Origin of the sequence: Pseudomonas sp. B13(2017), from assembly GCF_002113245.1 — a bacterium.
In the GTDB taxonomy this organism is placed as follows: Bacteria; Pseudomonadota; Gammaproteobacteria; order Pseudomonadales; family Pseudomonadaceae; genus Aquipseudomonas; species Aquipseudomonas putida_Z.
The window spans coordinates 133,187-154,073 of sequence record NZ_NEJX01000013.1 but is presented as its reverse complement, the minus strand read 5'-3'; the positions used below and the strand labels follow the sequence as shown (position 1 = coordinate 154,073).

Genomic DNA, 20,887 nt, shown 5'->3' with positions numbered 1-20,887 from the left:
CGGGTGCCGGCGGGGCTGGTTGCTGCGGCTGCTGCGCACGTCTCATTTCTTGCCCGGCAATACCGAACCGAGAACTTGCCGGGCCGTCTGCACGATGACCCCAGCCTGGTCCGGGTCGCCCTTGAGCAGGCTGCTGGCGAACTTCTTCGCCTGTTCAAGCTTGATGTGCGGCGGCAAGGGAGGTACGTCCGGATCGGTCTTGAACTCGATCAACACCGGCCGGTCAGCCGCCAGGGCTCGCTCCCAGGCGCCGGCAATGTCTTCTTCGCGTTCCACATAGATGCCTTGCAAGCCGATGGAGATGGCGAACAGATGGTAGGGCACATCAGGAATCGTCTGTGAGGCCTCGAACTTTGGGTCGCCCTCCATTACCCGTTGCTCCCAGGTCACCTGGTTGAGGTCTTCGTTGTTGAACACCGCGCAGATCCACTGGGGGTTTTCCCACTGGCGCCAGTACTTGGCGACGGTGATCAGCTCGGCCAGGTTGTTCATCTGCATCGCCCCGTCACCCACCAATGCCACCACGCTGCGCTGCGGATGGGCGAACTTGGCGGCGATGGCATAGGGTACCGCCGCACCCATGCTGGCCAGGCCACCGGACAACGAACACTGCATGCCCTGGCGTATCTGCAGGTCGCGGGCAAACCAGTTGGCGCAGGACCCGGAGTCGCTGGTGACGATGGCGTGGTCGGGCAGGCGAGGGGAGAGTTCGTGCACCACGCGCTGGGGGTTGATCGGGTCGGCCTTGACCAAGGCGCGTTTCTGCAAGGTCTTGTCCCAGTCTGTGCGCCAGCCTTCGACCTTGTCGCGCCAACGGCGCTCGGTCTTGTGTTCGAGCAATGGCAGCAGTGCCCGCAGCGTTTCGCTGGCGTCACCGACCAGGTTGACCTCCATGGGGTAGCGCAGGCTGAGCATGTCTGGCTGCAAATCGATCTGCACGCCACGGGCCTGGCCTTCCTCAGGCAGGAACTCGGCGTAGGGGAAGCCGGAACCGATCATCAGCAAGGTGTCGCATTCGCTCATCAACCGATAACTCGGTTCGGTACCTAGCAGCCCGATGGCGCCGGTGACCCAGGGCAGGTCGTCTGGCACTACGGCCTTGCCCAGCAGCGCCTTGGCCACGCCTGCACCAAGCGTTTCAGCTACCGCGATCACCTGTTCGGTGGCTTGCAGTGCACCGGCTCCGACCAGGATCGCCACTTTTCGTCCAGCGTTAAGTACCTCGGCGGCACGTTGCAGGTCCTGCTCGAAAGGCACCACCTTGGGCCTGCTGTAGCCGATGCCGGAATGCACCGTGCCATGGGCTTTCGGTGGTTCGTGGTAGGGCAGGTCCTGCAGGTCGTTGGGCAGGATGATGGCGGTGACCCGGCGTTCGCCGACGGCGGTACGTACGGCGCGATCGAGCAAGTGGCGCACCTGTTCCGGGGTCGAAGCCTGCTGGACGAAGGCACCTGCGACGTCCTTGAACATCGACAGCAGGTCCAGCTCCTGCTGGTAATGCCCGCCAAGCGCTGCTCGCGCCTGCTGGCCGACGATGGCCAGCACTGGCTGGTGATCCATGCGCGCGTCATACAGGCCGGTAAGCAGATGTGAAGCGCCGGGGCCGGAGGTGGCAATGCACACGCCCAATTCGCCGGTGAACTTGGCATGGGCGCTGGCCATGAAGGCTGCCATTTCCTCGTGGCGTGCCTGGATGAACTGGATCTTGCCCTCGGCCCGACTCAACGCCCCGAATACCCCGTTGATGCCGTCGCCGGGGTAGCCGAAGATGCGCCGCACCCCCCATTGATACAAGCGCTCCACCAGAAAGTCGCCTACCGTGCTGGTCATTGTCTTCTCCCGTCCTGTGACCGATAGGGGTCTGGACTTGGCTCGGATCGGGAAAGTTTCAAGCGTGTGCGCACTGGTCTACCGACTGGAACCTTGCATGAGCCATCGGGTTCGCAAGTGAACGGACAACAGGATCAGGATGCTCGACATGAATGCGACAGACACTGCGGGTGCCACCGTGCAGACCTTGTATTTCAAGGACGACGGTGCAACGCCGAACAGCCGTTTCCCGGTATTGCTGTACCGCTTGCAACTCAACCCGTCGCAAGACTGCGCCAGTGCCTTCGAGGCGCTGTTCACCGCACACCAGTGGGTGCCGCTGTGGCGCGGCGGGATCTTCGATTACCATCACTTCCACCCCAATGCTCATGAGGTTCTGGGCGTCGCATGCGGCCGGGCGCGGGTGACGCTGGGCGGCGAAGCGGGGCAGACAATAAGCGTGAAGTGCGGCGACGTACTGGTACTGCCGGCAGGAACTGGCCATCGCTGCGTCGAGAGCAGCGATGATTTTCTGGTGGTCGGCGCCTATCCCAAGGGGCAGGAAAACTACGATATCCAGCGCCCAGAAAGCGCAGCGCACCAGCAGGCGCTGGCGCGAATCGCTTCCGTGCCCGACCCTGCACAAGACCCGGTCAACGGCACGCGTGGCGCCCTGATGACGGCCTGGCGCTGAGTTCCTGAGCCGGTCGTCGTCGCTGCTGAACGGCTGCACTCAAGCCAGGATCAATCGAGCTGAGTCGCCCGATTTCACTCAGCCAGCAGGAGTTACAGCGATGGCCAAGTACCTGTACCTGATCAGCTACATCCTCGACAACCAACCCGGCACCTGCGAGTTGCGCAGCGACCAGGAGGACCTGAGCCGCGAAGCGGCGCGCGATTACCTGCAAGGCATGCACCGCAACGAAGCGTCATCTTTCACTGACGTGCAGGTGCAGCGTCTGGAGCACGACCATGAACCAGGCACATCGCCGGGGCATTATCAGCAGCCATGAAAAGGTGAGGGCTGGCAGATGAAACGAAGAGGTGAAACCTACAGACGGTGGTGCGACCCGATCCTGCACCATCAAACCCATGAGGAAACGCTCGGCACCGGCACCTGCCTGGAGGTGCAGACACGCTTGTCACGCACAGGCGCCACGCAGTTGTTCATCGGGGTCTATCGCACCGACGGTTCGGTGCTATACGAACGGATCTACGACCAGCGCGCAGGGGAAACCATGAGGCGGGCGCTGCTGTGGGGTGTTGGGTATGCCCGGCGCGTCGCGGGTGAGGGCGAGGCGTTGCGTAGCGAACCAGCAGGTCGTTGAATGATTCATCTGGGTTGCGCTGGCTGGAGCCTGTCGAGCCGTTACGCCGAGGCATTTGAGCAGCCCGGTAGTCACCTGCAACGCTACGCCAGCCGCTTCAATGCGGTGGAAATCAACAGTTCCTTCTACCGACCCCATCGCCCCGAAACCTACGCCCGTTGGGCTGCGTCCGTGCCTGAGCATTTCCGCTTTGCGGTGAAGGTGCCCAAGGCCATCAGCCATGAGCAGCGGCTCTGCGGGTGCGAGGATGCGCTGGACAGATTTCTTGCTCAATGCGGGCAGTTGGGCGACCGCCTGGGTTGCCTGCTGGTACAACTGCCGCCATCGCTTGGCCATGACCCCGAGCATGCGCGACGTTTCTTCGAAAGCCTGCGGCAACGGTATGACGGGCCGGTAGCGCTGGAGCCCAGGCACGCCAGCTGGCAATCGGCGCAGCCGATGCTGGTCGATTTGCGCATCGCCCAGGTTGCCGCGAGCCCGTCGCGTTTCGTTACCGATGCGCAACCGGGTGGTTGGCCAGGGCTGGTCTATTGGCGCCTGCATGGCGAACCGAGGATCTACCACAGCGAGTATCCCGACGAATATCTGCAGCGTCTGGCTGAACGCTTGCAGCACAGCCTTGCCGCTGGAGTGCCCACCTGGTGCATTTTCGACAACACCGCCTCCGGTGCTGCGATAGCCGATGCACTGGCTCTGGAGCGGCATTTGCGCTGAGTACGTGATGGAAACATGGCGATGGAAAAGAGCGATGACCAACCAGTCAAAATTAATGAATCTTTTTACACGTTGCTCGCTCCATTAGTCTGAATTGGTGAAGGAGAGTGCAATGGCTGGACAGCAGTTGTATGTGATCGAGTACGAGCTTCATGGGGAATTTCGCACCTTCATCATCCGGCTCGAGCGTATGGACAACGCCGAAGCCTGGCACTGGGCAAGTTGCGATGCTGGCGTGGGCATCATTCCACGGTTCGGCCAGCACAAGATCAAGAAGGTCAGCCGGCCGATGGCTGAGCGCTACGGCATCAACAATGTGCGCTGGCGGGTATCGGGCGACGGGCCGGAGTTCGTCGCACCGACCATTGATGTAAAGAAATTCTCCAATAGCGGTACCGGCGGTACCTGAAGCTTGTTGTGACCAGGACCTGCCTGAAATCTTCAGGCAGGCCTTCACTCATGGGTTCGCTTCTCAAGTTTCGAGGCACCATCATTCTCACTTTCAGGAGCCAGTACGTGCCGCGAATCATCACTCCAGGCACCCCTGAACACGAGATCAGCGAGCGGAACGCCCGCATGTTCGGTTCGCCAAAAGAGCGCCTTGATTTCTACCGCCGTGAAATCCAGTACGAGACCAGCATCCTCGCCAACCGCACTGACGCCTATCTTGCCGCGCAGTCGTTTCTGGTGATCGCCTTCGTATCGTCGATGGGTAACCTCAACCAGAGCTGGGGCGAGATGTTCACGCTGGTGGTTCCGCCGTTTCTCGCATTGCTGGGGGTGTTGAGTTCACTCAATGCCTGGCCGGGCATTCGCGCGGCCTACAAGATCATCGAGCACTGGCAATTGAAACAGAGCCACCTTCTGCGCAGCGAGCCACTGATGGGGCTGGCATATGACGAATCGCCACTGTTCAGCGAGGCGGAAACCTCCCTGGCCGGGCACCGCAAGTCGTTGTTGTTTTCGCTGCGTACACCTTGGATATTCCTGGGCTTCTGGATGATTCTCGGTATTTACGCGGTCTTCATCCAGCTGGCCTGAGCAGCACGGCTGCTCCCGAGACAACGCGGTGCTCGAATCGTTGTCGACTCTGATTACCGCCACCTTCAAAGCCTTTGCTCCGGTACCAACAACCAGGTTTGATTGCGCCATTTTCTCTGGGCCTCCAAGCAAATGTCATAGATCACAAACGCTGAACTCCTGCCGCCTCACCTGCGTCCCTCGAATGAATGCCCCAATAAAGGCGGCACTCACCCAACAATCAGCTTCGAGGGCGAAACGATGGACAAGACCAATCAAAGCTCGACCTCTCCACCCGGCAGCACCCAGGAACATGCCTTGATCGATGACGCCGGTGCGCTGCTTGGCGAGGCCAGGCACAAAGGCAGCGAGCAGTTCGAGCACTACCGCGATAACGCAGCCGATCAGCTTGATTCGCTTGAGGAGGGGGCGCGCTCGGCTGCTGCTGCGCTGCAAGGCAACGACAGTCTCGGGCTGTCGCAGTACCTGAACCAGGCAGCAGAGTGCGTGGGTGAGTTTGCCGAGCAGGTACGCCACGAAAGTGCCGAAAGCCTGCTGCAGCGTGGTGCTCAGTTGGCCAGGAGCAACCCGGCGCTCTTCCTGGCCGGTAGCGTCGCCATCGGGTTTGCCGTGTCGCGTTTCATGCGAGCCAGCACCAGCCATGAGTCCACCACCCCTGCGTCGTCCGCGGATTTGCGCCAGTCCCGCCCCGCGCAGCCCGTTCCTGATCGTGGTAGCGACGTATCCAACCGTGAACCTTTCACCCCCGTCGACCCAGTCGGCCCTGGTGCAGGCACGCCGGTCAGTGGCAGCCCGTTCGAGCGCGATCCACTCAAAGGAGGTGAATGATGAACAAAGACCCCTTGCATACCACCCCAGGCTTGCACACGGTGGAAGACGACGCCGTCGGTGTTGGCGGTTTGTTGCGCCAGCTGATGCGGGAAGTACCGGACCTGTTCACCAAAGAGCTGGCGCTGGCCAAGGCAGAGCTGCAGCAGAACCTCGCCACCCTGAAGGCCGGCACGGCTGCGGTGGCGGCGGGAGCGATCGTGATGCTGGCGGGCTTCGTCATCCTGTTGCTGGCGGCAGTCTACGCCCTGGCGATGGTGGTCGAGCCTTGGCTGGCAGCCTTGATCGTGGGCGCGGTCACCTTGGTGATCGGGTTCATCATGTTGCAGTCGGGCAAGAAACAGTTCGAACCCACGCACCTGGCCCCTGACCGCACCTTGCATGCCATGCAGCAGGACAAGGACACGCTGAAGAGGAAACTGCCATGACCACTTCCTTCGAACATGAGGCGCACAAAGACCCTGACTTGCTCGAGCAGGAAATCAACGCCAAGCGCGAGCACATCAGCGATCTGGTGGACGCCCTCGAACAGCGCCTGAGCCCGGGCCAGATAGTCGACCGAGTCCTGGCCTATGCCAAAGGCAATGGCGGCGAGTTCTTCCAGAACCTGGGCACCACCCTCAAGAACAACCCCGTACCCGCTACCCTGACGGTACTGGGCCTGGCTTGGCTGGGCCTGAACCAGAACCGCCCCTTCAACCCCGGGCCTGCGCACCAGGGCCCGGGGTTGGGCGAAAAGCTCGGCGACGCGGTGGACACGGTGAAGGGCGCTTTCGCGCAGGCGGGGGAGGCAGTGCACGACGCCAGCCAGAAGGTGCGCATGAAAGCCCACGACATGCGCGATCGGGCCAGCGAACTTGGCAGTGGTGCCCGCGACTCCGTGGGCGCTTCTGCGGATACCCTGCGCCATTCGGCACACAAGGCCGCAGACCAGGCCACGGCTCTGAAAGGCCAGTTCGATCATCTGCTTCAGGAGCAACCGCTGGTATTGGCCGCTTTGGGGATAGCACTGGGTGCGGCATTGGGGGCGGCGCTGCCCAGTACCCGCAAGGAAGACCAGCTGATGGGCGCCAGCAGCGATCGCTTGACCGACACACTCAAGGCCAAGGGCCGCGAGGTGAAGGCGTCGGTCGAAGAGTCGCTCGATCAGGCGGGTGGTAAAGCGTCGACACAGGCAGAGCGCAGGCCTGGAAACTCCGATCTTTCCTCGGGGTTGGGCTTCAATTCCTGATCCTGCGGCATCTTCGTCGTCGGCCCAACTGCCCCGGCAGAGGGCCGGCGGTTATCTGTGTGCAGGACAATCGCTTGCAGCTTGAATCAGGGAGGCTCTGCTTTGAAGATCGACGCGTTGTTGACCGAACTCCTCAATGCCCGTGGACCTCTAGCGCTGCAGGTTGTCCCGAGCGGCATCGTCTGCCTGCTATTCGCGAGGCGACTGTGGGGCCGTTTCGCAGTTTCGGCCCATCGCCTGATACTCCTTGCGAAGTTGATGGATCTCTCGGTTGTCGAGAGATTCGAGACCTAGTACCGATTGCTCTGCGGACTTTGTAGCGCGGATCAGTTCGTCGAGCTTCACGTGGATGATGTCGTTGTCACGGTTCTGGGTGTTCTGAATCAGAAAGACCATCAGGAAAGTGATGATGGTCGTCGATGTGTTGACGATCAGTTGCCAGGTGTCGTTGTAGTGAAACCAGGGCCCGGACGCAGCCCACAGGGTGATGAGCACCACGGCGATGAGGAAGGTACTGGGTTTACCAGCGTGCTTGGCGAGCCATTGGCAGAACAGCGCGAATTTCATGGTGTTATCTCCACTGCTATCTACGATTCTGACCGCAGCGGTGCGCTGAAATCTTTTTTGCTTTTTCGCCTGGATGACGGGATACACCTGGCGCGCTGCAATTCCTGCAAGCCAACGCTGGGCAGGTATCAGCATTGCCGCTACGCTTTGATCCTCGCGCCAGGTCAAGAATTTTCCACAGTGAAAAAAACAGTTCGGGTTGATGATCTTCAGGTCTTCGTCACAACAGCCTCGGCCGGCAGCTTCTCGGCAGCGGCCAGGTTGTTGAATATTTCACCGGCCTTGGCCAGCGGCGCAGTCCAGCGCCTGGAAAGCTGCCTGGGTGCCAGGTTGTTCGTGCGTTCCACGAGGCGTTTGCGGCTTTCGGATGATGGCGAGCGATACCTGCCTCATGCCCGTCAGGCCTTGGAGGCACTGGACAACGGTGAGGTGGCGCTGACCGAGGGGCGAGATGAGATCGCGGGTACACTTCGCCTGTCCATGCCCTCGGATATTGGCAGGAATCTGCTGCTGCCCTGGTTGGACGATTTCCAGCGATTGCACCCCAAGGTGATGCTGCAACTGCGGATCAGCGATCAGGTGGCCGACCTTGTCGGCCAGCAACTGGATGCGAGTATCCGATATGGGCAGCTGGCAGATTCCAGCCTTGTTTCACTGATGCTTGCCCCTGGAAATCGCAGAACGGTCTGCGCCTCGCCACATTACCTGGCACGACATGGGGCACCAGGGGCCTTGGAAGATCTGGGCAGGCATAATTGCCTGCGTTATGTGATGGGCGAGCAAACCTACGAGCGATGGAGCTTCCATTTGCCCGATGGCGTTAAGACCGTGCAAGTCACAGGCGACCGCGTGAGCGATGACGCCGATATCGTTCGGCGTTGGGGTGTTGACGGATTGGGGGTCGTTTACAAATCCAGGCTGGACGTGCTGGCGGACATACGTGCCGGGCGGCTGATCGAGTTGTTTCCCGGGGATTACGGTCAACCTGCGCCGTTGCAGCTGGTATGCGCGCATCGAACATCGCTCACGCCTGCTGTGCAGGTGCTCAGAGCGTTTCTGGCGGAGCGTTTCGAGCAGCTCATCGCTGCTGATGGATAAGATGACGGGGCTCATGGCCCCGCCTTCGTTGCGTTGACCGGGCGAGTGATCAGAAGCCTTCCAGAACGATCTTGCCTTTTGCCTTGCCGCTTTCGATCAGGGCATGGGCGCGTTTGAGGTTGCTGGCACTGATGCTGCCGAAGTGCTCGCCAACGGTGGTCTTGATGACCCCCTCGTCGACCAGCGCCGATACCTTTTCCAGCAGGTGGTGCTGCTTGATCATGTCCTCGGTCTGGTACAGCGAGCGAGTGAACATGAGCTCCCAGTGCACCGACAGCGATTTGCGCTTGAACGGCACGATATCGAGATGCTGAGGGTCATCGATCAGCGCGAGCTTGCCCTGTGGGCGCAGCACTTCGACGATCTGCGCGAGGTACGCATCGGTGTGGGTCAGGCTGATGACGTAATCCACCGAGTTGAACTGAAGTTGTTCCAGTTGCAGGGCAAAGGATGCCGAATGGTCGATGACATGATGTGCCCCGAGTTCGCTGACCCAGGCCTGGGTTTCAGGGCGTGACGCGGTACCGATCACCTTGAGCTGGGTAAGCTTGCGTGCAAGCTGTACCAGGATCGAACCAACACCGCCGCCAGCACCGATGATCAGCAGGCTCTTGCCAGCGCCGCCATTTTCCTCCACACCCAGGCGGTCGAACAGCAATTCCCATGCGGTGATGGATGTGAGCGGCAAGGCTGCGGCGCTGGCATTGTCCAGACTACGAGGCTTGTGCCCGACGATTCGCTCGTCGACCAGGTGATATTCGCTGTAACTGCCCGGGCGGTCGATTGCACCGGCGTAGAACACTTCGTCGCCAGGCTGGAACAACGATACCTCGGCGCCGACTTCGCGAACGATCCCCACGGCATCCCATCCCAACACTTGAGGGTGGTCACCGCTGCGGCTGGCTCTGACCTTGGTGTCGACAGGGTTTACCGCGATGGCTTTGATTTCCACCAACAGGTCCCTGGCGCCGGGTGTGGGCTTGGGCAGTTCGTGCTCGTACAACGATCGGGAATCCTGGATCGGGAGGCCGGGGGTGTCATAGACGATTGCTTTCATGGGGATGTGACCTTTCAGGTGAGCAGTGGTGGCAGGTTAATCGCGTCGAGCCCCCTGAAAAACCAGGTTGTTGCCGGAACACTTTCAGCGTTTCGCTGATAATCGGGTACCTCTACACAGGGAGCAGGTGCTCTCGTTCAAGCAGCTGGATGTTGGACGGCTTGACCTGCACTTCGTGAAGTTCAGGCGCTGTAAACCAGCGGCACTCCACGATCTCGTGATTTGCGGTAGGTTTTGCACCAGGTTCGACAGGCAGCTGATAAAGGTAATGTTCCTCGCCTGCGAGCACGTAGTGGTTGAGGAATCGAGCACCATTGAAGGGTAGGCAAGTCTCCTCCATCAGCTCGCGCTGCGCAGCGTCCAGATGATGCTCGCCCGGATCTATTTTCCCGCCTGGCAACGACCATTCAGCGCTTTGCTTGCGCACGAAAAGGATGCGTCCTGCTTGCAGGCAAATGACCGTCGAATGCCGTTCTCTGGAGTTGTTCATCAGGACCTCCCGTACGTTGGAGGTGGCATCAGGGCAAAACTCACCCTGATGCCGGCTGCGGATGATCAGCGATCTTTATCCCACTGCTGGTCATCTGCCTGGTTTTGCTGGCCGCCCATGCGGTCCTTGTCTGTCAGGTTCTGGTTCTGCTTGTCGGTCGTACGTTGGCCGCCTTGGCTCCCTGTGTCACGGGAACGTTCCCAGTCCTTGTTCATCTTGTCCTCAGGTTTCTGGCCGGACTGGCTGCCACCTTGCTGCTGTTGGCCGGGCATCCGGCCGCCCGAACCCTGGCCGCCTTGCTGGCCGGTGCCGGCAGTGTTGTTACCCATGCCGGTGTCAGCATTGCCTTGGTTGCCACCCTTGTCTTGATTGTTTGCCATGATCGCTTACCTCAGGTCAGACACAGGAAGGTCTGTGTGTACTGTTATGACCGAAGCCCGTTCCCGCGGTGTGCAAGGAATATTTGGCAAGCTGACTAAACGCATTAATTTCAAGGGTGCGAAATGTTGGTGTGCGGCCAGGAACCTATCTGAAGGCGAGTTCGACTTCGTGATGGTTGCCAAGTTTCGGGATGCCACCGAGTACACCGACTATATCTACCGGTTTCTCGACACTTGCAGGGATATTCCGATTCGCACTTATTCCTCGACGTTAGTGGTGCGTACGGTGAAGAAATCGTACGAATTGCCGCTGGGAGGAGGGCTGCAGCAGGCTGTCGATGCCTGATCGTGTTTCCAACCTCGTGGCTTTGCGCGGGCTCTTGTGGGAGCGGCCTTGTGTCGCGATTGGGCTGCGAAGCAGCCCCGGCCATTTGTGCACTTGTGCTGAAACCTTGGGGCCGCTTCGCAGCCCAATCGCGACACAAGGCCGCTCCCACAGGATCCTTTACAGGCCAGAAGCTCGATGCAAGGCATGTGCGATCTCTTTGGGAGATTACCCTGCCCTTTGAGCTGGCGCTGTTTGACGTAACTCCGAAATATCGCGTTTCGGCGGCGTACCGAATTGCCGCCCATATTCGCGACTGAACTGCGAAGGGCTTTCATAGCCGACCTTGAAGGCTGCCGTGGCAGCATCCAGGTGTTCATTGAGCATCAGCCGTTTTGCCTCGTTCAACCTCAACCATTTCTGATACTGCAGCGGGCTCATCGCGGTGAGCTGGCGGAAGTGCTGATGGAAGGTTGAAAGCCCCATCTGCACCCGAGAGGCCAATTCATCTACCCGCAACGGCGCGGCGTAGTTCAGCTTCAGCCAGTCGATGGCCTTTGCGATTCGATGCCCCTTGCTGCCGACCGAGGCGATGTAGCGGAGCAGGGGGGCCTGGTCGCTCTGTAGCAACCGATAGTGGATTTCTCGCTGAATCAGCGGCCAGAGCACGGGTATTGCATCAGGCTCTTCCAAAAGCCCGATCAGTCGGCTGAAGCTCTCCAGCAGCTTCGGGCTTAGCAAACCCACGCCGGCGCTTGTGTGAACAGACTGGCTGCCCGCCGGCAGGCGGCCGTCTTGCGCGATCAACTCTGCCAGAGTGCGCAGGTCGAGCTTGAACACCAGACCCAGGCAAGGTGCGCCTTCGCGGGCCATCGTCACTGCCGAATGGGCGGGGATGTTCAGCGAGGTGACCAGGAACCGGGTCGAGTCATAAGGGAACACGTCGCCGCCGATGACCATTTCCTTGGCGCCCTGCACGACCAGCACGATGCTTGGCTCGACGATACAGGTGACCGGTGGGGCCGGTACGTTGCGTCGGTAGACGCTGAGGTCTGCGATGCGTGTCGCGAAATCGCCAGCCGTTGGCGCGTGGGCGCCGATGACCTTGCACAGCGTGGCCATCGGGTGCGCGTGTGAGGTCGGTTGTGTGGGGGCGGACATAGGAAGCCTCAGGTCATCTCTTGGAAAGAAACTACTCGCGCGTCACTTCCGCTGTCCATGCCCCGTCGACAGGGTCTGGAGAATCAGGCAAGAAAACTGGTCGTTTGATCTACTGATACGCCGTTTTTCACGAGGAAGATGGGCGGCAGGCAATGTTGCCCAAGTGCTCGAGTAGCGCGAGGGCACCCGTATTTCATAACCTGCTGCACGAGAACCACCATGACCAGCTCAGCGATCCCCCTTCAACATTCCAGCAGGCAGGTCTGGGGCGCCGTGCTGGCTATGTCACTCTGCGCCTTTGCCCTGGTAGCGTCCGAATTTCTGCCGGTGAGCCTGCTTACACCACTTGCCACTGATTTGTCGCTTACCGAAGGCCAGGCCGGTCAAGCCATTTCGATCTCGGGCTTCTTCGCCGTAGTCACCAGTTTGTTGCTGTCCACCCTGACGCAGGGTATTGATCGAAAACCTGTCCTGCTGGCCACCACGGCGCTAATGCTGGTTTCCGGTGCAATGGTGGCGTTTGCCCCGAACTACCCGACCTTGATGTTGGGGCGGGCCGTGCTTGGGATCGCCATTGGTGGATATTGGTCGATGTCCACCGCAGTGATGATGCGTATCGCGCCTGAAGCCCTCGTTCCCAAGGCCATTGCCGTGATGCAGGGCGGTACTGCGCTGGCCACGGCGATCGCGGCCCCGGTCGGCAGTTACCTGGGCGGCCTGATCGGCTGGAGAGGGGCCTTCTTCTGCGTCGTACCTTTGGCCGCAATCGCGTTGATCTGGCAGGCCTTCACGCTGCCGGCGATGCCTGGCGAGCGTGGTACGGCTTCGGCGACCGCATCCCTGCGTTTGCTGCTAGACAGCAAGGTTGCGCTTGGCATGGCTGCAGTTGCATTCCTCTTCATGGGGCAGTTCACGCTGTTCACCTACCTTCGCCCGTTCCTGGAAACCGTGACACAGGTGGACGTGCCCACGTTGTCGCTGCTTCTGCTGATCATCGGCGTCGCGGGGCTGGTAGGAACGATGATGGTAGGTTCGCTCGTAGGCCGGCATCTGTTCAGAGTGCTGACCGGTATTCCACTGCTCATGGCCGTCATCGCATTCGCCGTGATTCCGACAGGTTCCTGGGTCGTCCCGACGGCGGTGCTGCTTGGTGGCTGGGGCTTGATTGCCACTTGCGCGCCAGTGGGCTGGTTCACCTGGCTGGCCAGGATGCTGCCCGAGGACGCCGAGGCCGGTGGAGGCCTGATGGTCGCGGTGATACAACTGGCGATCACTGTAGGTGCGACCTTAGGTGGGGTGCTTTATGACGGCGTTGGGTACAAGGCGACCTTCATCGCCAGTGGGATGATGCTCTTGGTAGCGACTGCCTTGACCATGAGGGTAGGGCGGCATCGATAGAGTACAAATGTGCTCCCTAATTGAGCAAAGGCTCAGCCAGCATAGACGCCTGTCGCTGCCAAGCCTGCGGCGACATCCCCTCGGCCTTCACGAATGTGCGACAAAAGTGGGACTGATCGCAGAAACCGCACTCCAGTGCGATCTCAGCGAGCATCATTCCCGAGCCCCCCAGTAGTTCCTTGCTTTTGCGCAACCGTTGTTCACGCATCCACTGCTGCGGGGGCACATGCAGGGTATCCCTGAACATTCGTGTGAAATGGCTACGCGACAGCGAGCAGGCTTGGGCGAGTTCCGTAACAGTTATGCCGGTGTCCAGGTTCTCCAGCATCAACCTCTTGGCAGTCGTGACCTGCCAGGGCTTGAGGAGTCCGGTTGTTTTCAGTGCGACAGTCGCCAGCACAGTGCAGTGATCGCTGTTCATACAAATCCATTAATCAATGAAGTGGGCACGCACGTTTCGAGTGGGCAGAGCAGGCCACTGCAGCCGCGGGCGGGCTACAGACGATAACGCTCGATTCGATGGCCTGGCTCAGCCAGCCGGCGTACCCATCAGCGGGTCAATGAACAGCCCCCGGAGGCAGGGGCTGGCAATGGTCAGACAGCGGCAGCAACCGGGGCCAGGGTTGGGCCGTGCTGAACGCGCTCTGGTGCTTTGTGCACCATGGTGTAGGCATAATCGACACCCATGCCGTAGGCGCCGGAGTGTTCTTTCACCAGTTCCATGACGGCATCGTAGGTGTCGCGGTTTTTCCAGTCGCGCTGCCACTCCAGCAGCACTTGTTGCCAGGTCACCGGAATCACGCCTGCCTGAATCATGCGCTGCATGGCGTAGTCGTGGGCTTCCTTGGTGGTGCCACCGGAGGCGTCGGCAACCATGTAGATTTCATAGCCGGCATCGTTCATCGCCGACAGCGCGAAGGTGGTGTTGCACACCTCCGTCCACAGGCCGGAAACGATGATCTTGTTGCGCCCGTTTTTCTTGAGCGCGTCACGCACCTTCTGGTCATCCCAGGAGTTCATGGAGGTTCGCTCCAGCAGCGGAGCGTCGGGGAAGACGGCGAGCAGCTCGGGGTAGGTGTGCCCAGAGAAGCTTTCAGTCTCGACCGTCGTGATGGTGGTGGGCACATTGAAGATCCTGGCTGCCTTGGCCAGGCCTACGGTGTTGTTTTTCAGGGTCTGGCGGTCGATGCTCTGAACGCCGAAGGCCATCTGTGGCTGCTGATCGATGAAGATCAGTTGGCTGTTGAATGGGGTCAGTACTTCAGTTTTTGGATTGTTCATTCTTGTTCCCTGTCAGCTGGATGATGGTCATCGCACAAGTCACGGCGCCTGCTTTGTGCAGACTGTGCTGAGGCACTGGATGACGTCCTCAGTGATGCCCGTTGCTTGAGTCCGAGCACAAGATAGCGAATCGCAGAGCGAAGCGGTGGCGCACTTTTGCGCTCTCAGGAGCGCATCAATGCGCCATTCGCTTGCTCATCCTGCTGCTAGGATTCGCACGCAAACGCGGATCTACCTGATCCGGTTTACGCCAGGAGAAAGCGATGGCAGCTTCACAACCACTCAACAAACAAACCGCCTATTGGGGCGTTCCGTGGGAGAATTCTTACGGGTATCCGCAGGCACGGCGGGTAGGGAACGAGATCTACGTATCGGGCCAGTTCAATCATGACGAAGAAGGCAACCTGGTCGCGCCGGCACCCCTGGATCGTGACGGCAGGCCCTGTGATTTCTCTTCGATGGGGGATCAGATGCGCGCCGCCTACGACAATATCGCCAAGCTGCTCGCGCTGTATGGCGCGACGCTTGAAGATGTCGTGGAAGAGACGCTCTACGTACTGGACATGGACGCGGCCTTTGCCGTGGTCGGCAAGGTGCGCAAGGCCGCCTACGGCACGGAACGGCCTCAATGCGCCAGCAACATCATCGGCGTCTCGAGGCTTGCCCAGCGCCCACAGCTGATCGAAATCGCCTGCAAAGCGGTACTTGGCTCACGCGCTGAGTGACCCGCACTCCCGGTTTCGCTCTACGTGACCGGGAGTACCAGTTGGCCCTCGATCAACGGCTTCTGGTTGGCAACGGCAGCTGCACAGAACGTCATGAATGCTTTGACCCGCCACGATTTGCGGATGTCCTGGTGCGTCAGCAGCCACAGCTCATCCTGCAGCTCCGGCACCACAGGGCCGACGCGTTCAAGCCCAGGCGTGATATCACCCAGCATGCAGGGCAAGAAACCCACCCCCAGGCCCGCCGCGATTGCAGCACTTGCCGCCGCAACCGAATCGGTGCGGTACGAGATGCACTCGGCAGCGACCCTGTTTTCGACATAGCTCGTTGCCTTGAGCCCGCGTAGCGCCGCGGAATAGGAAACCCATGCCTGGCCTTCCGTGAACAGAGGAGTAGGCGACGTGTGGTTGCTGCGGCCGTAGGGAGCCCAGGCGATTGTGGCCAGTTTGCGGCCCACCAGGCTTTCGGCGGGTTTCCTGGTCGCCCGAACCGCAATATCCGACTCGTCTCGCGCAAGGCTCAGTGATTCGTTGCCCACCAGCACCTCAATCGTGATTCCTTCATTGAGGGCCTTGAAGTCCGCGATGATGGGGGTGAGGAAGTAAAGCAGCAGTGAGTCGCTGGTGGTGATACGAAGCTTTCCGAGTGGCCCCTGGCCGGCACGTGAGACACGCCGGGTCACGCTGACAATGTCCAGCTCCACGCGCTCGGCGAGGGCACGCAATTCCGCGCCCTCGATGGTGAGCAGATAGCCTGATTTGCGGTGATCGAACAAGGCTACGCCAAGTGTTTTTTCAACCTGGGAGACCCTGCGCGAGACGGTGGACACGTTGATGCCGAGCTTCTTGGCTGTGGCAGCGCGATTGCCACACTCACTGAGCGTTTTGATGATCCGCAGGTCGTCCCATGAGAGCTGGTTGGCAGCCTCGCCCACGTTCCATTTCACGTCCTTGGGGGCAACCGGGGCAATTGGGACATTTCCAGGTAACGACTTCACGAAATCCGTTCCAGATCAGATTGCGACGATCATACGAGAAGGGGCTGCGTGAACCAAGTATCAGCATGAAAGCGAAGGAGGGGGCTTCGGTCGTCCCTTCATGCGCACATCGACACTTGTCGGCGTTATCCTGTCTGTTGAGCCAAGAGCCTTTGGGGAACTACTCATGCGCAAGTTGACACTGTTGTTGGCGATCGCCGCATTTGCTGGTTGTCAGGCGCCGATGCCAACTGCCAACCCACAGATGGCTTGGGTCGATCTCTCGACGCCATTCCCGAATGACCGTGTGCTGTTGGCCGAACGCCTGGATAAACAACGCCTGCGCGACGGGCGCTTCTTTGAGGTCAGCCCCGGCAGCCATGAATTGGTCGTCAGGTTCGACTACGAAGTAAATGGGGGCGGTGGCATCAGCCTGATGGGAGGCACCACGGTAAGGCAATGCTACCTGACCCTCGACTACGAGCATTTCAAGGCTGGGCAGCGCTACGTGCTCGAGGCCCGCTCCATGGCCATGACGCCAGAGGCGAGGCTTTATGATGCGAAGGGAGAGATTGTGGCAGAGGTTAGGGAATTCTATTGCCTGATGTGATGATGAATCGTTCGTTGTTCATTGATTACAACTAGCCTCGAAAAATCAGATTTTTTCGCTTTCTTGTAGGGCATTTCCCAAAGATACTGTTGCCGCCTATTTTCCGTTGCGGGTGCCCTGGCAGGGCTCTAGTCTGGGCCTGTCGCTGCTCATCAGTGACACGGCTTTGACAGGCCGTAACGGTTTAAGCATTCGGCTTTCCCTTTATGGTGGCTGTGCGTGGGGCACGCTTGCGTGCGCCGGAACTTGCTTATTCCGCCGGTCTGTCAACCTACGTACAGCTGCCACCCTTCTGTTTGACAGCAGCCAGGTGGCGCACTCATAAAGGTAATAAGCAATTGACTACTGACGAATCGAACGAGAAAACCACCGTAGGCAAGGCCACGTTCTACCAAGGTGAAAACCAGACCCATCCGTTGTTTCGCATCGAAGCCGGCATTCCTTGCAAGAGCGCTCGGGAGCAGTCTTCGGAATTGATGGGGTACGTGCGGGAACTGACGATTGTCGGGTTGATGGATGAAAAGCCGATGATGATCTGGGCTGCGCATTACCTGAGCGCGTTGGCCAAGGCGCTTATGGACGATGCCGAACTGGGTATGGTGCGCTGACTCCATTCCACCCGCGGCGGTTCGCGAAACGCGGCCGCCTTCACATCAGTGGGTGTCTTACGTCTGAGCCGGATGTGGGCATACGCTTAAACGGCGATGAGCTTCCTGTTCGGATCTTGCTGCATGAAGAGCAGGATGTCGAAGACCCGTCCAGGCTCGAATTGAAGGGCAGGGTGATCGCTCTTCAAAACGGCTTCAGTCAATAGCTCCTTGTTTTGCTCCCAGCATTGACCAAGCGTGAAGGGCAGCCTGCAGAGCTTTTGTCCGGCAGCTTTGTGGGTGTCGCTGGGGAGCAGGTAGCGAGAACTGCTGAATCCTTGAAAACCCGCGTGCTGCAATCCTTTTCTTACCTGGCTATCCAATGCCGGCATGAATCCCGTTATCAGCAGTAATGCTTTCATGGGGTAAGTGACATTGGTGTTATTGACGAACAGCGCCTCGGCCAGCATCTTCAAGACCCCGAGCAGATCTGCATCAAAATGAGCCGCTGACGGATAAAGCGCCTCGGTGGTGAAGATCCGTTTATCTGCGGATGACAGCGCGAATCCACTCAGTTGGTGACTGTCAAAACGGACAAGCTTAGCGTGTAGGTTCGGGTCGCAAAGCCTTGCTGCAGCTTGAGAAGGCAGGTGCAGCATCGGAGCCTTTCTCGCGCCTGCGCCCCAGTTCATCAAAGCACTTCGAAGCGCGTCGGCCAGCGCTGTGGCGTTTTGCGTCGTGAGTGCAGTCAGGTAGGCTGCTGAAATTTTCCTCACCCGAGAAAAGTCTTCATGGTAAGAGGAATTGAATCTGTTGATCGCGGAACGGATGTCTATCTCTTCACCAACCACTCTAAGCATGTTCGATCCATTGGGTAAGGCTAGGCACCCGGAAGTGAGTATGACCAGCGGCGCCAGATTGTATTAGCGGCCAGAATACCATCAAATGGCCATCTTTGAGCCTCGGTCTCTCGGATCGAACAGACTTCCCGGATTGCTTGGCGAACCTGGATAATGGAGGGGAATCACAAGGGCCATGCCATGCTGACCATCTCTAGTAACGTGCATCTGCCAGATGCCGACATCGAACTGACATACATCCGCGCGCAAGGCGCAGGTGGGCAGAATGTCAACAAGGTGTCCAGCGCCGTGCACCTGCGCTTCGACATTCACGCCTCGTCGCTGCCCGAGTATTACAAGGAGCGGCTGTTGGCGCTGCGTGACAGTCGCATCACCGGCGACGGCGTGTTGATCATCAAGGCACAACAATACCGCACACAAGAGCAGAACCGTGCTGACGCACTGGCGCGTCTTGCCGAGTTGATCATCAATGCCGGCAAGACTGAGAAGAAACGCCGTCCCACCAAGCCGACCCTTGGCTCGAAGACCCGTCGCCTCGAAGGAAAAGCCAGGCGCAGCACTGTCAAGGCGGGTCGGGGCAAGGTGGAGTTCTAGGCTCTGTACCAAAAGAGATGTCGCAAACACCGGAGCGAAGAAGCCGAGCTCAATCAGGATCTGTTTCGATGTAACCTTGTGGCTACAGCCGTCGCGACTCCTGGTCGGCAAGGTCAGCATGATTCAACCGTGGGCACATACAGCCCGTGCTAGGTGGGCGTAACGCGAGCTGTTAGTCCTTCTTGACCGGCCCATTCAAGTAGACCTCGTCGGACACAGGTTCCAACCAGTCGACAGGTTTGCCGTCAAGGTACTCGTTGATAGCCACGTGCTGCATCGCGGTGGTATCGGTGGCTCCGTGCCAGTGACGGCGTCCACAGTTGCACCAAATCAGATCGCCAGCGCGAATCTCAGTCTTGGGCCCGTTCTCACACTGCGTCCAACCCACACCATCTGTCACGAGCAGGGCTTGACCCAGCGGGTGGGTGTGCCAGTTGGTGCGAGCACCTGGTTCAAAATTGACGACCGCTATGCCAACGCGTGCTGGGGCTGGAGCAGTGAAAACGCGGTCAATACGTACGCGACCGGTGAACCAGCCTGCCGGCCCTTCGATTGCTTTGCTGGAGCCTGCGCGATGAATCTGCATGTCTGCATTAGCGGTGTCGATATCAGTCATGACGCTTACCTCAATGTATGGTTGAGTCAACTGTACCTACTGCGTTTTAATTCGAGTATCAGCAAAATCCAGAAATCGGTTTGAAGCGGAGCTTAATAATGCGGGCGGATAATCTCAGTGATCTGGCGGTCTTCGTCGCTGTAGCGCGCGAAAGCAATTTCACCCGAGCGGCGGCCCACCTGGCGGTTTCACCTTCAGCCGTCAGCCAGACAATACGTCTGCTTGAAGAGCGGCTTGGGGTGCGACTGCTCACCCGTACTACTCGAAGCGTCACACGAACGGAAGCAGGGGAGCGGCTCTTTCAAGAGATAGCGCCGCTTCTGGACAAGATCGAGGGGCACCTTGGCTCTTTGTCGGAATTCGGCCAGCGACCCTCTGGCCTGGTGCGCATAACTGCAGATGAATTCGCAGTGCGCCAGGTTCTTTGGCCGAAGCTGCAGTCGGTGATCGAAAATTACCCCGATGTGACTTTAGAGTTGATGACGGACTACGGCCTGACTGACATCGTCGCTGAGCGGTTTGATGCGGGGGTGCGTCTCGGAGGGATCATTGATGCTGACATGGTTGCCGTACCAATAGGGCCACCTATGCGAATGGTGACCGTGGCTTCACCGGCTTACCTCAAACGGTATGGTGCTCCGAAGCAACCTGAGGACTTGATGACTCACCGCTGCATCAACCTTAGACTGCCGACACATGGCGGACTCTATTCATGGGAATTTACCAGCGACGGCGCCGAGTTTCGTGTCCGTGTGCAGGGGCCACTGATCATGAATAGCGTGGTTCAGATCCTGGATGCCTGCCTGGCAGGCGTAGGGTTGGCGCAGTTGCCCGATGCCCATGTGCAGGAACACATCACCAGCGGCGCGCTCAAGGAAGTGCTTGGTAAATGGTCAGAGCCGTTCCCAGGCTATCACCTCTATTACCCTACACGCCGGCAGCAAACGGCTGCCTTCAGGGTGGTACTGGAAGCGCTCCGGAGCGATCAGCTCCAGACCTGACTCAAGCAAGCACGCCGCCGCTTCATTGGCCGGAAAATTTAATGCGTACCTTGTGGATTCCTAACATCTGAGCCAGGCCATCGGGATTATCAATCCTCCCAATTGGCGTGTAGGAGCAGGGTGTCTGGAACGTCTTGTAGAAGACCACCAGTGGTTGATTTACCTAAAACCCTTCATCATTAGTCCCTGCATGACGAAAGTGCTGATGG

At 59.3% G+C, this 20,887-nt stretch carries 28 protein-coding genes and 1 pseudogene; 17 read left to right on the top strand and 12 right to left on the bottom strand.

Translation table 11 applies throughout. The features are described from left to right. Positions 1 to 42 precede the first annotated feature (42 nt). Positions 43 to 1,830, bottom strand: a complete 1,788-nt coding sequence (locus tag CAG44_RS17850; protein WP_085692650.1) for a thiamine pyrophosphate-requiring protein — start codon at positions 1,828 to 1,830, stop codon at positions 43 to 45. Positions 1,831 to 1,969: 139 nt separating this feature from the next. Here CAG44_RS17850 and CAG44_RS17845 point away from each other — a divergent pair, with 139 nt between their 5' ends. The 9 genes from CAG44_RS17845 (at position 1,970) to CAG44_RS17805 (ending at position 6,951) form a co-directional block, all read left to right on the top strand. Beyond that, positions 1,970 to 2,503 carry a cupin domain-containing protein gene (locus CAG44_RS17845; protein WP_085589826.1) on the top strand — a complete coding sequence of 178 codons (534 nt, stop codon included), beginning with the start codon at positions 1,970 to 1,972 and terminating at the stop codon, positions 2,501 to 2,503. A 100-nt stretch (positions 2,504 to 2,603) separates the two neighbouring features. Continuing rightward, positions 2,604 to 2,822, top strand: coding sequence for a hypothetical protein (locus CAG44_RS17840; protein WP_003258752.1), 219 nt, complete (start codon positions 2,604 to 2,606; stop codon positions 2,820 to 2,822). A gap of 18 nt (positions 2,823 to 2,840) precedes the next feature. Beyond that, complete coding sequence (locus CAG44_RS17835) at positions 2,841 to 3,137, top strand: hypothetical protein (RefSeq protein WP_085692649.1); 297 nt, start codon at positions 2,841 to 2,843, stop codon at positions 3,135 to 3,137. Next, positions 3,138 to 3,851 carry a DUF72 domain-containing protein gene (locus CAG44_RS17830; protein WP_085692648.1) on the top strand — a complete coding sequence of 238 codons (714 nt, stop codon included), beginning with the start codon at positions 3,138 to 3,140 and terminating at the stop codon, positions 3,849 to 3,851. Between the two features lie 112 nt (positions 3,852 to 3,963). Then, on the top strand, positions 3,964 to 4,260 hold the full coding sequence (locus tag CAG44_RS17825; protein ID WP_025339190.1) for a DUF6555 family protein: 297 nt from the start codon (positions 3,964 to 3,966) through the stop codon (positions 4,258 to 4,260). A 107-nt stretch (positions 4,261 to 4,367) separates the two neighbouring features. Continuing rightward, entirely contained in the window at positions 4,368 to 4,892 is a 525-nt protein-coding gene (locus tag CAG44_RS17820) for a hypothetical protein (protein ID WP_085692647.1), read from the top strand. Positions 4,893 to 5,132: 240 nt separating this feature from the next. After that, a complete protein-coding gene (locus tag CAG44_RS17815; RefSeq protein WP_085692646.1) occupies positions 5,133 to 5,720 on the top strand; it encodes a hypothetical protein in 588 nt (195 codons plus the stop codon). Beyond that, positions 5,720 to 6,148 (top strand): phage holin family protein, encoded by a 429-nt coding sequence (locus CAG44_RS17810; protein WP_085664863.1) that lies wholly within the window; start codon positions 5,720 to 5,722, stop codon positions 6,146 to 6,148. Before CAG44_RS17815 ends, CAG44_RS17810 begins: the two co-directional genes overlap by 1 nt. Then, positions 6,145 to 6,951: a DUF3618 domain-containing protein gene (locus CAG44_RS17805; protein ID WP_085692645.1), complete on the top strand. Its 807-nt coding sequence runs from the start codon at positions 6,145 to 6,147 to the stop codon at positions 6,949 to 6,951. Before CAG44_RS17810 ends, CAG44_RS17805 begins: the two co-directional genes overlap by 4 nt. Positions 6,952 to 7,140: 189 nt before the next feature. Here the strand turns inward: CAG44_RS17805 and CAG44_RS17800 are convergent, their stop codons facing one another. Continuing rightward, complete coding sequence (locus CAG44_RS17800; protein ID WP_085692669.1) at positions 7,141 to 7,518, bottom strand: low affinity iron permease family protein; 378 nt, start codon at positions 7,516 to 7,518, stop codon at positions 7,141 to 7,143. A gap of 180 nt (positions 7,519 to 7,698) precedes the next feature. On the opposite strand from CAG44_RS17800, the gene CAG44_RS17795 reads away from it, so the two are divergent. Continuing rightward, the gene (locus CAG44_RS17795) at positions 7,699 to 8,616 is read left to right on the top strand and encodes a LysR family transcriptional regulator (protein ID WP_085692644.1); all 918 of its coding nucleotides are present in this window, start codon (positions 7,699 to 7,701) and stop codon (positions 8,614 to 8,616) included. A 49-nt stretch (positions 8,617 to 8,665) separates the two neighbouring features. On the opposite strand, the gene CAG44_RS17790 is transcribed toward CAG44_RS17795, so the two are convergent. The 3 genes from CAG44_RS17790 to CAG44_RS17780 form a co-directional block, all read right to left on the bottom strand. Then, positions 8,666 to 9,673 carry a zinc-binding alcohol dehydrogenase family protein gene (locus tag CAG44_RS17790; RefSeq protein WP_085692643.1) on the bottom strand — a complete coding sequence of 336 codons (1,008 nt, stop codon included), beginning with the start codon at positions 9,671 to 9,673 and terminating at the stop codon, positions 8,666 to 8,668. Between the two features lie 112 nt (positions 9,674 to 9,785). Further along, on the bottom strand, positions 9,786 to 10,163 hold the full coding sequence (locus CAG44_RS17785; RefSeq protein ID WP_085664858.1) for an NUDIX domain-containing protein: 378 nt from the start codon (positions 10,161 to 10,163) through the stop codon (positions 9,786 to 9,788). A 65-nt stretch (positions 10,164 to 10,228) separates the two neighbouring features. Further along, entirely contained in the window at positions 10,229 to 10,543 is a 315-nt protein-coding gene (locus tag CAG44_RS17780; protein WP_075045255.1) for a hypothetical protein, read from the bottom strand. A 145-nt stretch (positions 10,544 to 10,688) separates the two neighbouring features. Here CAG44_RS17780 and CAG44_RS17775 point away from each other — a divergent pair. Continuing rightward, a pseudogene (locus CAG44_RS17775) lies at positions 10,689 to 10,889 on the top strand (Lrp/AsnC family transcriptional regulator); the annotation flags it as partial. 207 nt (positions 10,890 to 11,096) lie between these two features. Here the strand turns inward: CAG44_RS17775 and CAG44_RS17765 are convergent. Continuing rightward, entirely contained in the window at positions 11,097 to 11,990 is an 894-nt protein-coding gene (locus tag CAG44_RS17765) for an AraC family transcriptional regulator (RefSeq protein ID WP_256575273.1), read from the bottom strand. A 258-nt stretch (positions 11,991 to 12,248) separates the two neighbouring features. Between CAG44_RS17765 and CAG44_RS17760 the strand changes: the two genes are divergently transcribed. Further along, on the top strand, positions 12,249 to 13,427 hold the full coding sequence (locus CAG44_RS17760) for an MFS transporter (RefSeq protein WP_085692640.1): 1,179 nt from the start codon (positions 12,249 to 12,251) through the stop codon (positions 13,425 to 13,427). A gap of 16 nt (positions 13,428 to 13,443) precedes the next feature. On the opposite strand, the gene CAG44_RS17755 is transcribed toward CAG44_RS17760, so the two are convergent. Beyond that, positions 13,444 to 13,848 carry a helix-turn-helix domain-containing protein gene (locus CAG44_RS17755; RefSeq protein ID WP_085589795.1) on the bottom strand — a complete coding sequence of 135 codons (405 nt, stop codon included), beginning with the start codon at positions 13,846 to 13,848 and terminating at the stop codon, positions 13,444 to 13,446. Between the two features lie 173 nt (positions 13,849 to 14,021). Then, positions 14,022 to 14,708: a hydrolase gene (locus CAG44_RS17750; protein WP_003258732.1), complete on the bottom strand. Its 687-nt coding sequence runs from the start codon at positions 14,706 to 14,708 to the stop codon at positions 14,022 to 14,024. Positions 14,709 to 14,971: 263 nt separating this feature from the next. Here CAG44_RS17750 and CAG44_RS17745 point away from each other — a divergent pair, with 263 nt between their 5' ends. Then, positions 14,972 to 15,433 carry a Rid family hydrolase gene (locus CAG44_RS17745; protein ID WP_025339175.1) on the top strand — a complete coding sequence of 154 codons (462 nt, stop codon included), beginning with the start codon at positions 14,972 to 14,974 and terminating at the stop codon, positions 15,431 to 15,433. A gap of 20 nt (positions 15,434 to 15,453) precedes the next feature. Here CAG44_RS17745 and CAG44_RS17740 read toward each other — a convergent pair whose 3' ends face one another. Then, the gene (locus CAG44_RS17740) at positions 15,454 to 16,380 is read right to left on the bottom strand and encodes a LysR family transcriptional regulator (protein WP_085692668.1); all 927 of its coding nucleotides are present in this window, start codon (positions 16,378 to 16,380) and stop codon (positions 15,454 to 15,456) included. A gap of 217 nt (positions 16,381 to 16,597) precedes the next feature. Here CAG44_RS17740 and CAG44_RS17735 point away from each other — a divergent pair, with 217 nt between their 5' ends. Together CAG44_RS17735 and CAG44_RS17730 are read left to right on the top strand one after the other, a co-directional pair. After that, positions 16,598 to 17,020 carry a hypothetical protein gene (locus CAG44_RS17735; protein ID WP_085692667.1) on the top strand — a complete coding sequence of 141 codons (423 nt, stop codon included), beginning with the start codon at positions 16,598 to 16,600 and terminating at the stop codon, positions 17,018 to 17,020. Positions 17,021 to 17,358: 338 nt separating this feature from the next. Next, entirely contained in the window at positions 17,359 to 17,628 is a 270-nt protein-coding gene (locus tag CAG44_RS17730) for a DUF3077 domain-containing protein (RefSeq protein WP_085692639.1), read from the top strand. Positions 17,629 to 17,714: 86 nt separating this feature from the next. Here CAG44_RS17730 and CAG44_RS17725 read toward each other — a convergent pair whose 3' ends face one another. Then, positions 17,715 to 18,467, bottom strand: coding sequence for a hypothetical protein (locus CAG44_RS17725; protein ID WP_085692638.1), 753 nt, complete (start codon positions 18,465 to 18,467; stop codon positions 17,715 to 17,717). Positions 18,468 to 18,647: 180 nt separating this feature from the next. On the opposite strand from CAG44_RS17725, the gene arfB reads away from it, so the two are divergent. Beyond that, positions 18,648 to 19,061, top strand: a complete 414-nt coding sequence (gene arfB, locus CAG44_RS17720) for an alternative ribosome rescue aminoacyl-tRNA hydrolase ArfB (protein WP_085692637.1) — start codon at positions 18,648 to 18,650, stop codon at positions 19,059 to 19,061. Between the two features lie 172 nt (positions 19,062 to 19,233). Here arfB and CAG44_RS17715 read toward each other — a convergent pair whose 3' ends face one another. After that, positions 19,234 to 19,677, bottom strand: coding sequence for a cupin domain-containing protein (locus tag CAG44_RS17715; protein ID WP_085589785.1), 444 nt, complete (start codon positions 19,675 to 19,677; stop codon positions 19,234 to 19,236). Between the two features lie 98 nt (positions 19,678 to 19,775). Here CAG44_RS17715 and CAG44_RS17710 point away from each other — a divergent pair, with 98 nt between their 5' ends. Then, complete coding sequence (locus CAG44_RS17710) at positions 19,776 to 20,678, top strand: LysR family transcriptional regulator (RefSeq protein WP_085692636.1); 903 nt, start codon at positions 19,776 to 19,778, stop codon at positions 20,676 to 20,678. A 22-nt stretch (positions 20,679 to 20,700) separates the two neighbouring features. Here the strand turns inward: CAG44_RS17710 and CAG44_RS28840 are convergent, their stop codons facing one another. Beyond that, positions 20,701 to 20,826: a hypothetical protein gene (locus CAG44_RS28840; RefSeq protein WP_256573544.1), complete on the bottom strand. Its 126-nt coding sequence runs from the start codon at positions 20,824 to 20,826 to the stop codon at positions 20,701 to 20,703. Positions 20,827 to 20,887: the final 61 nt, after the last annotated feature.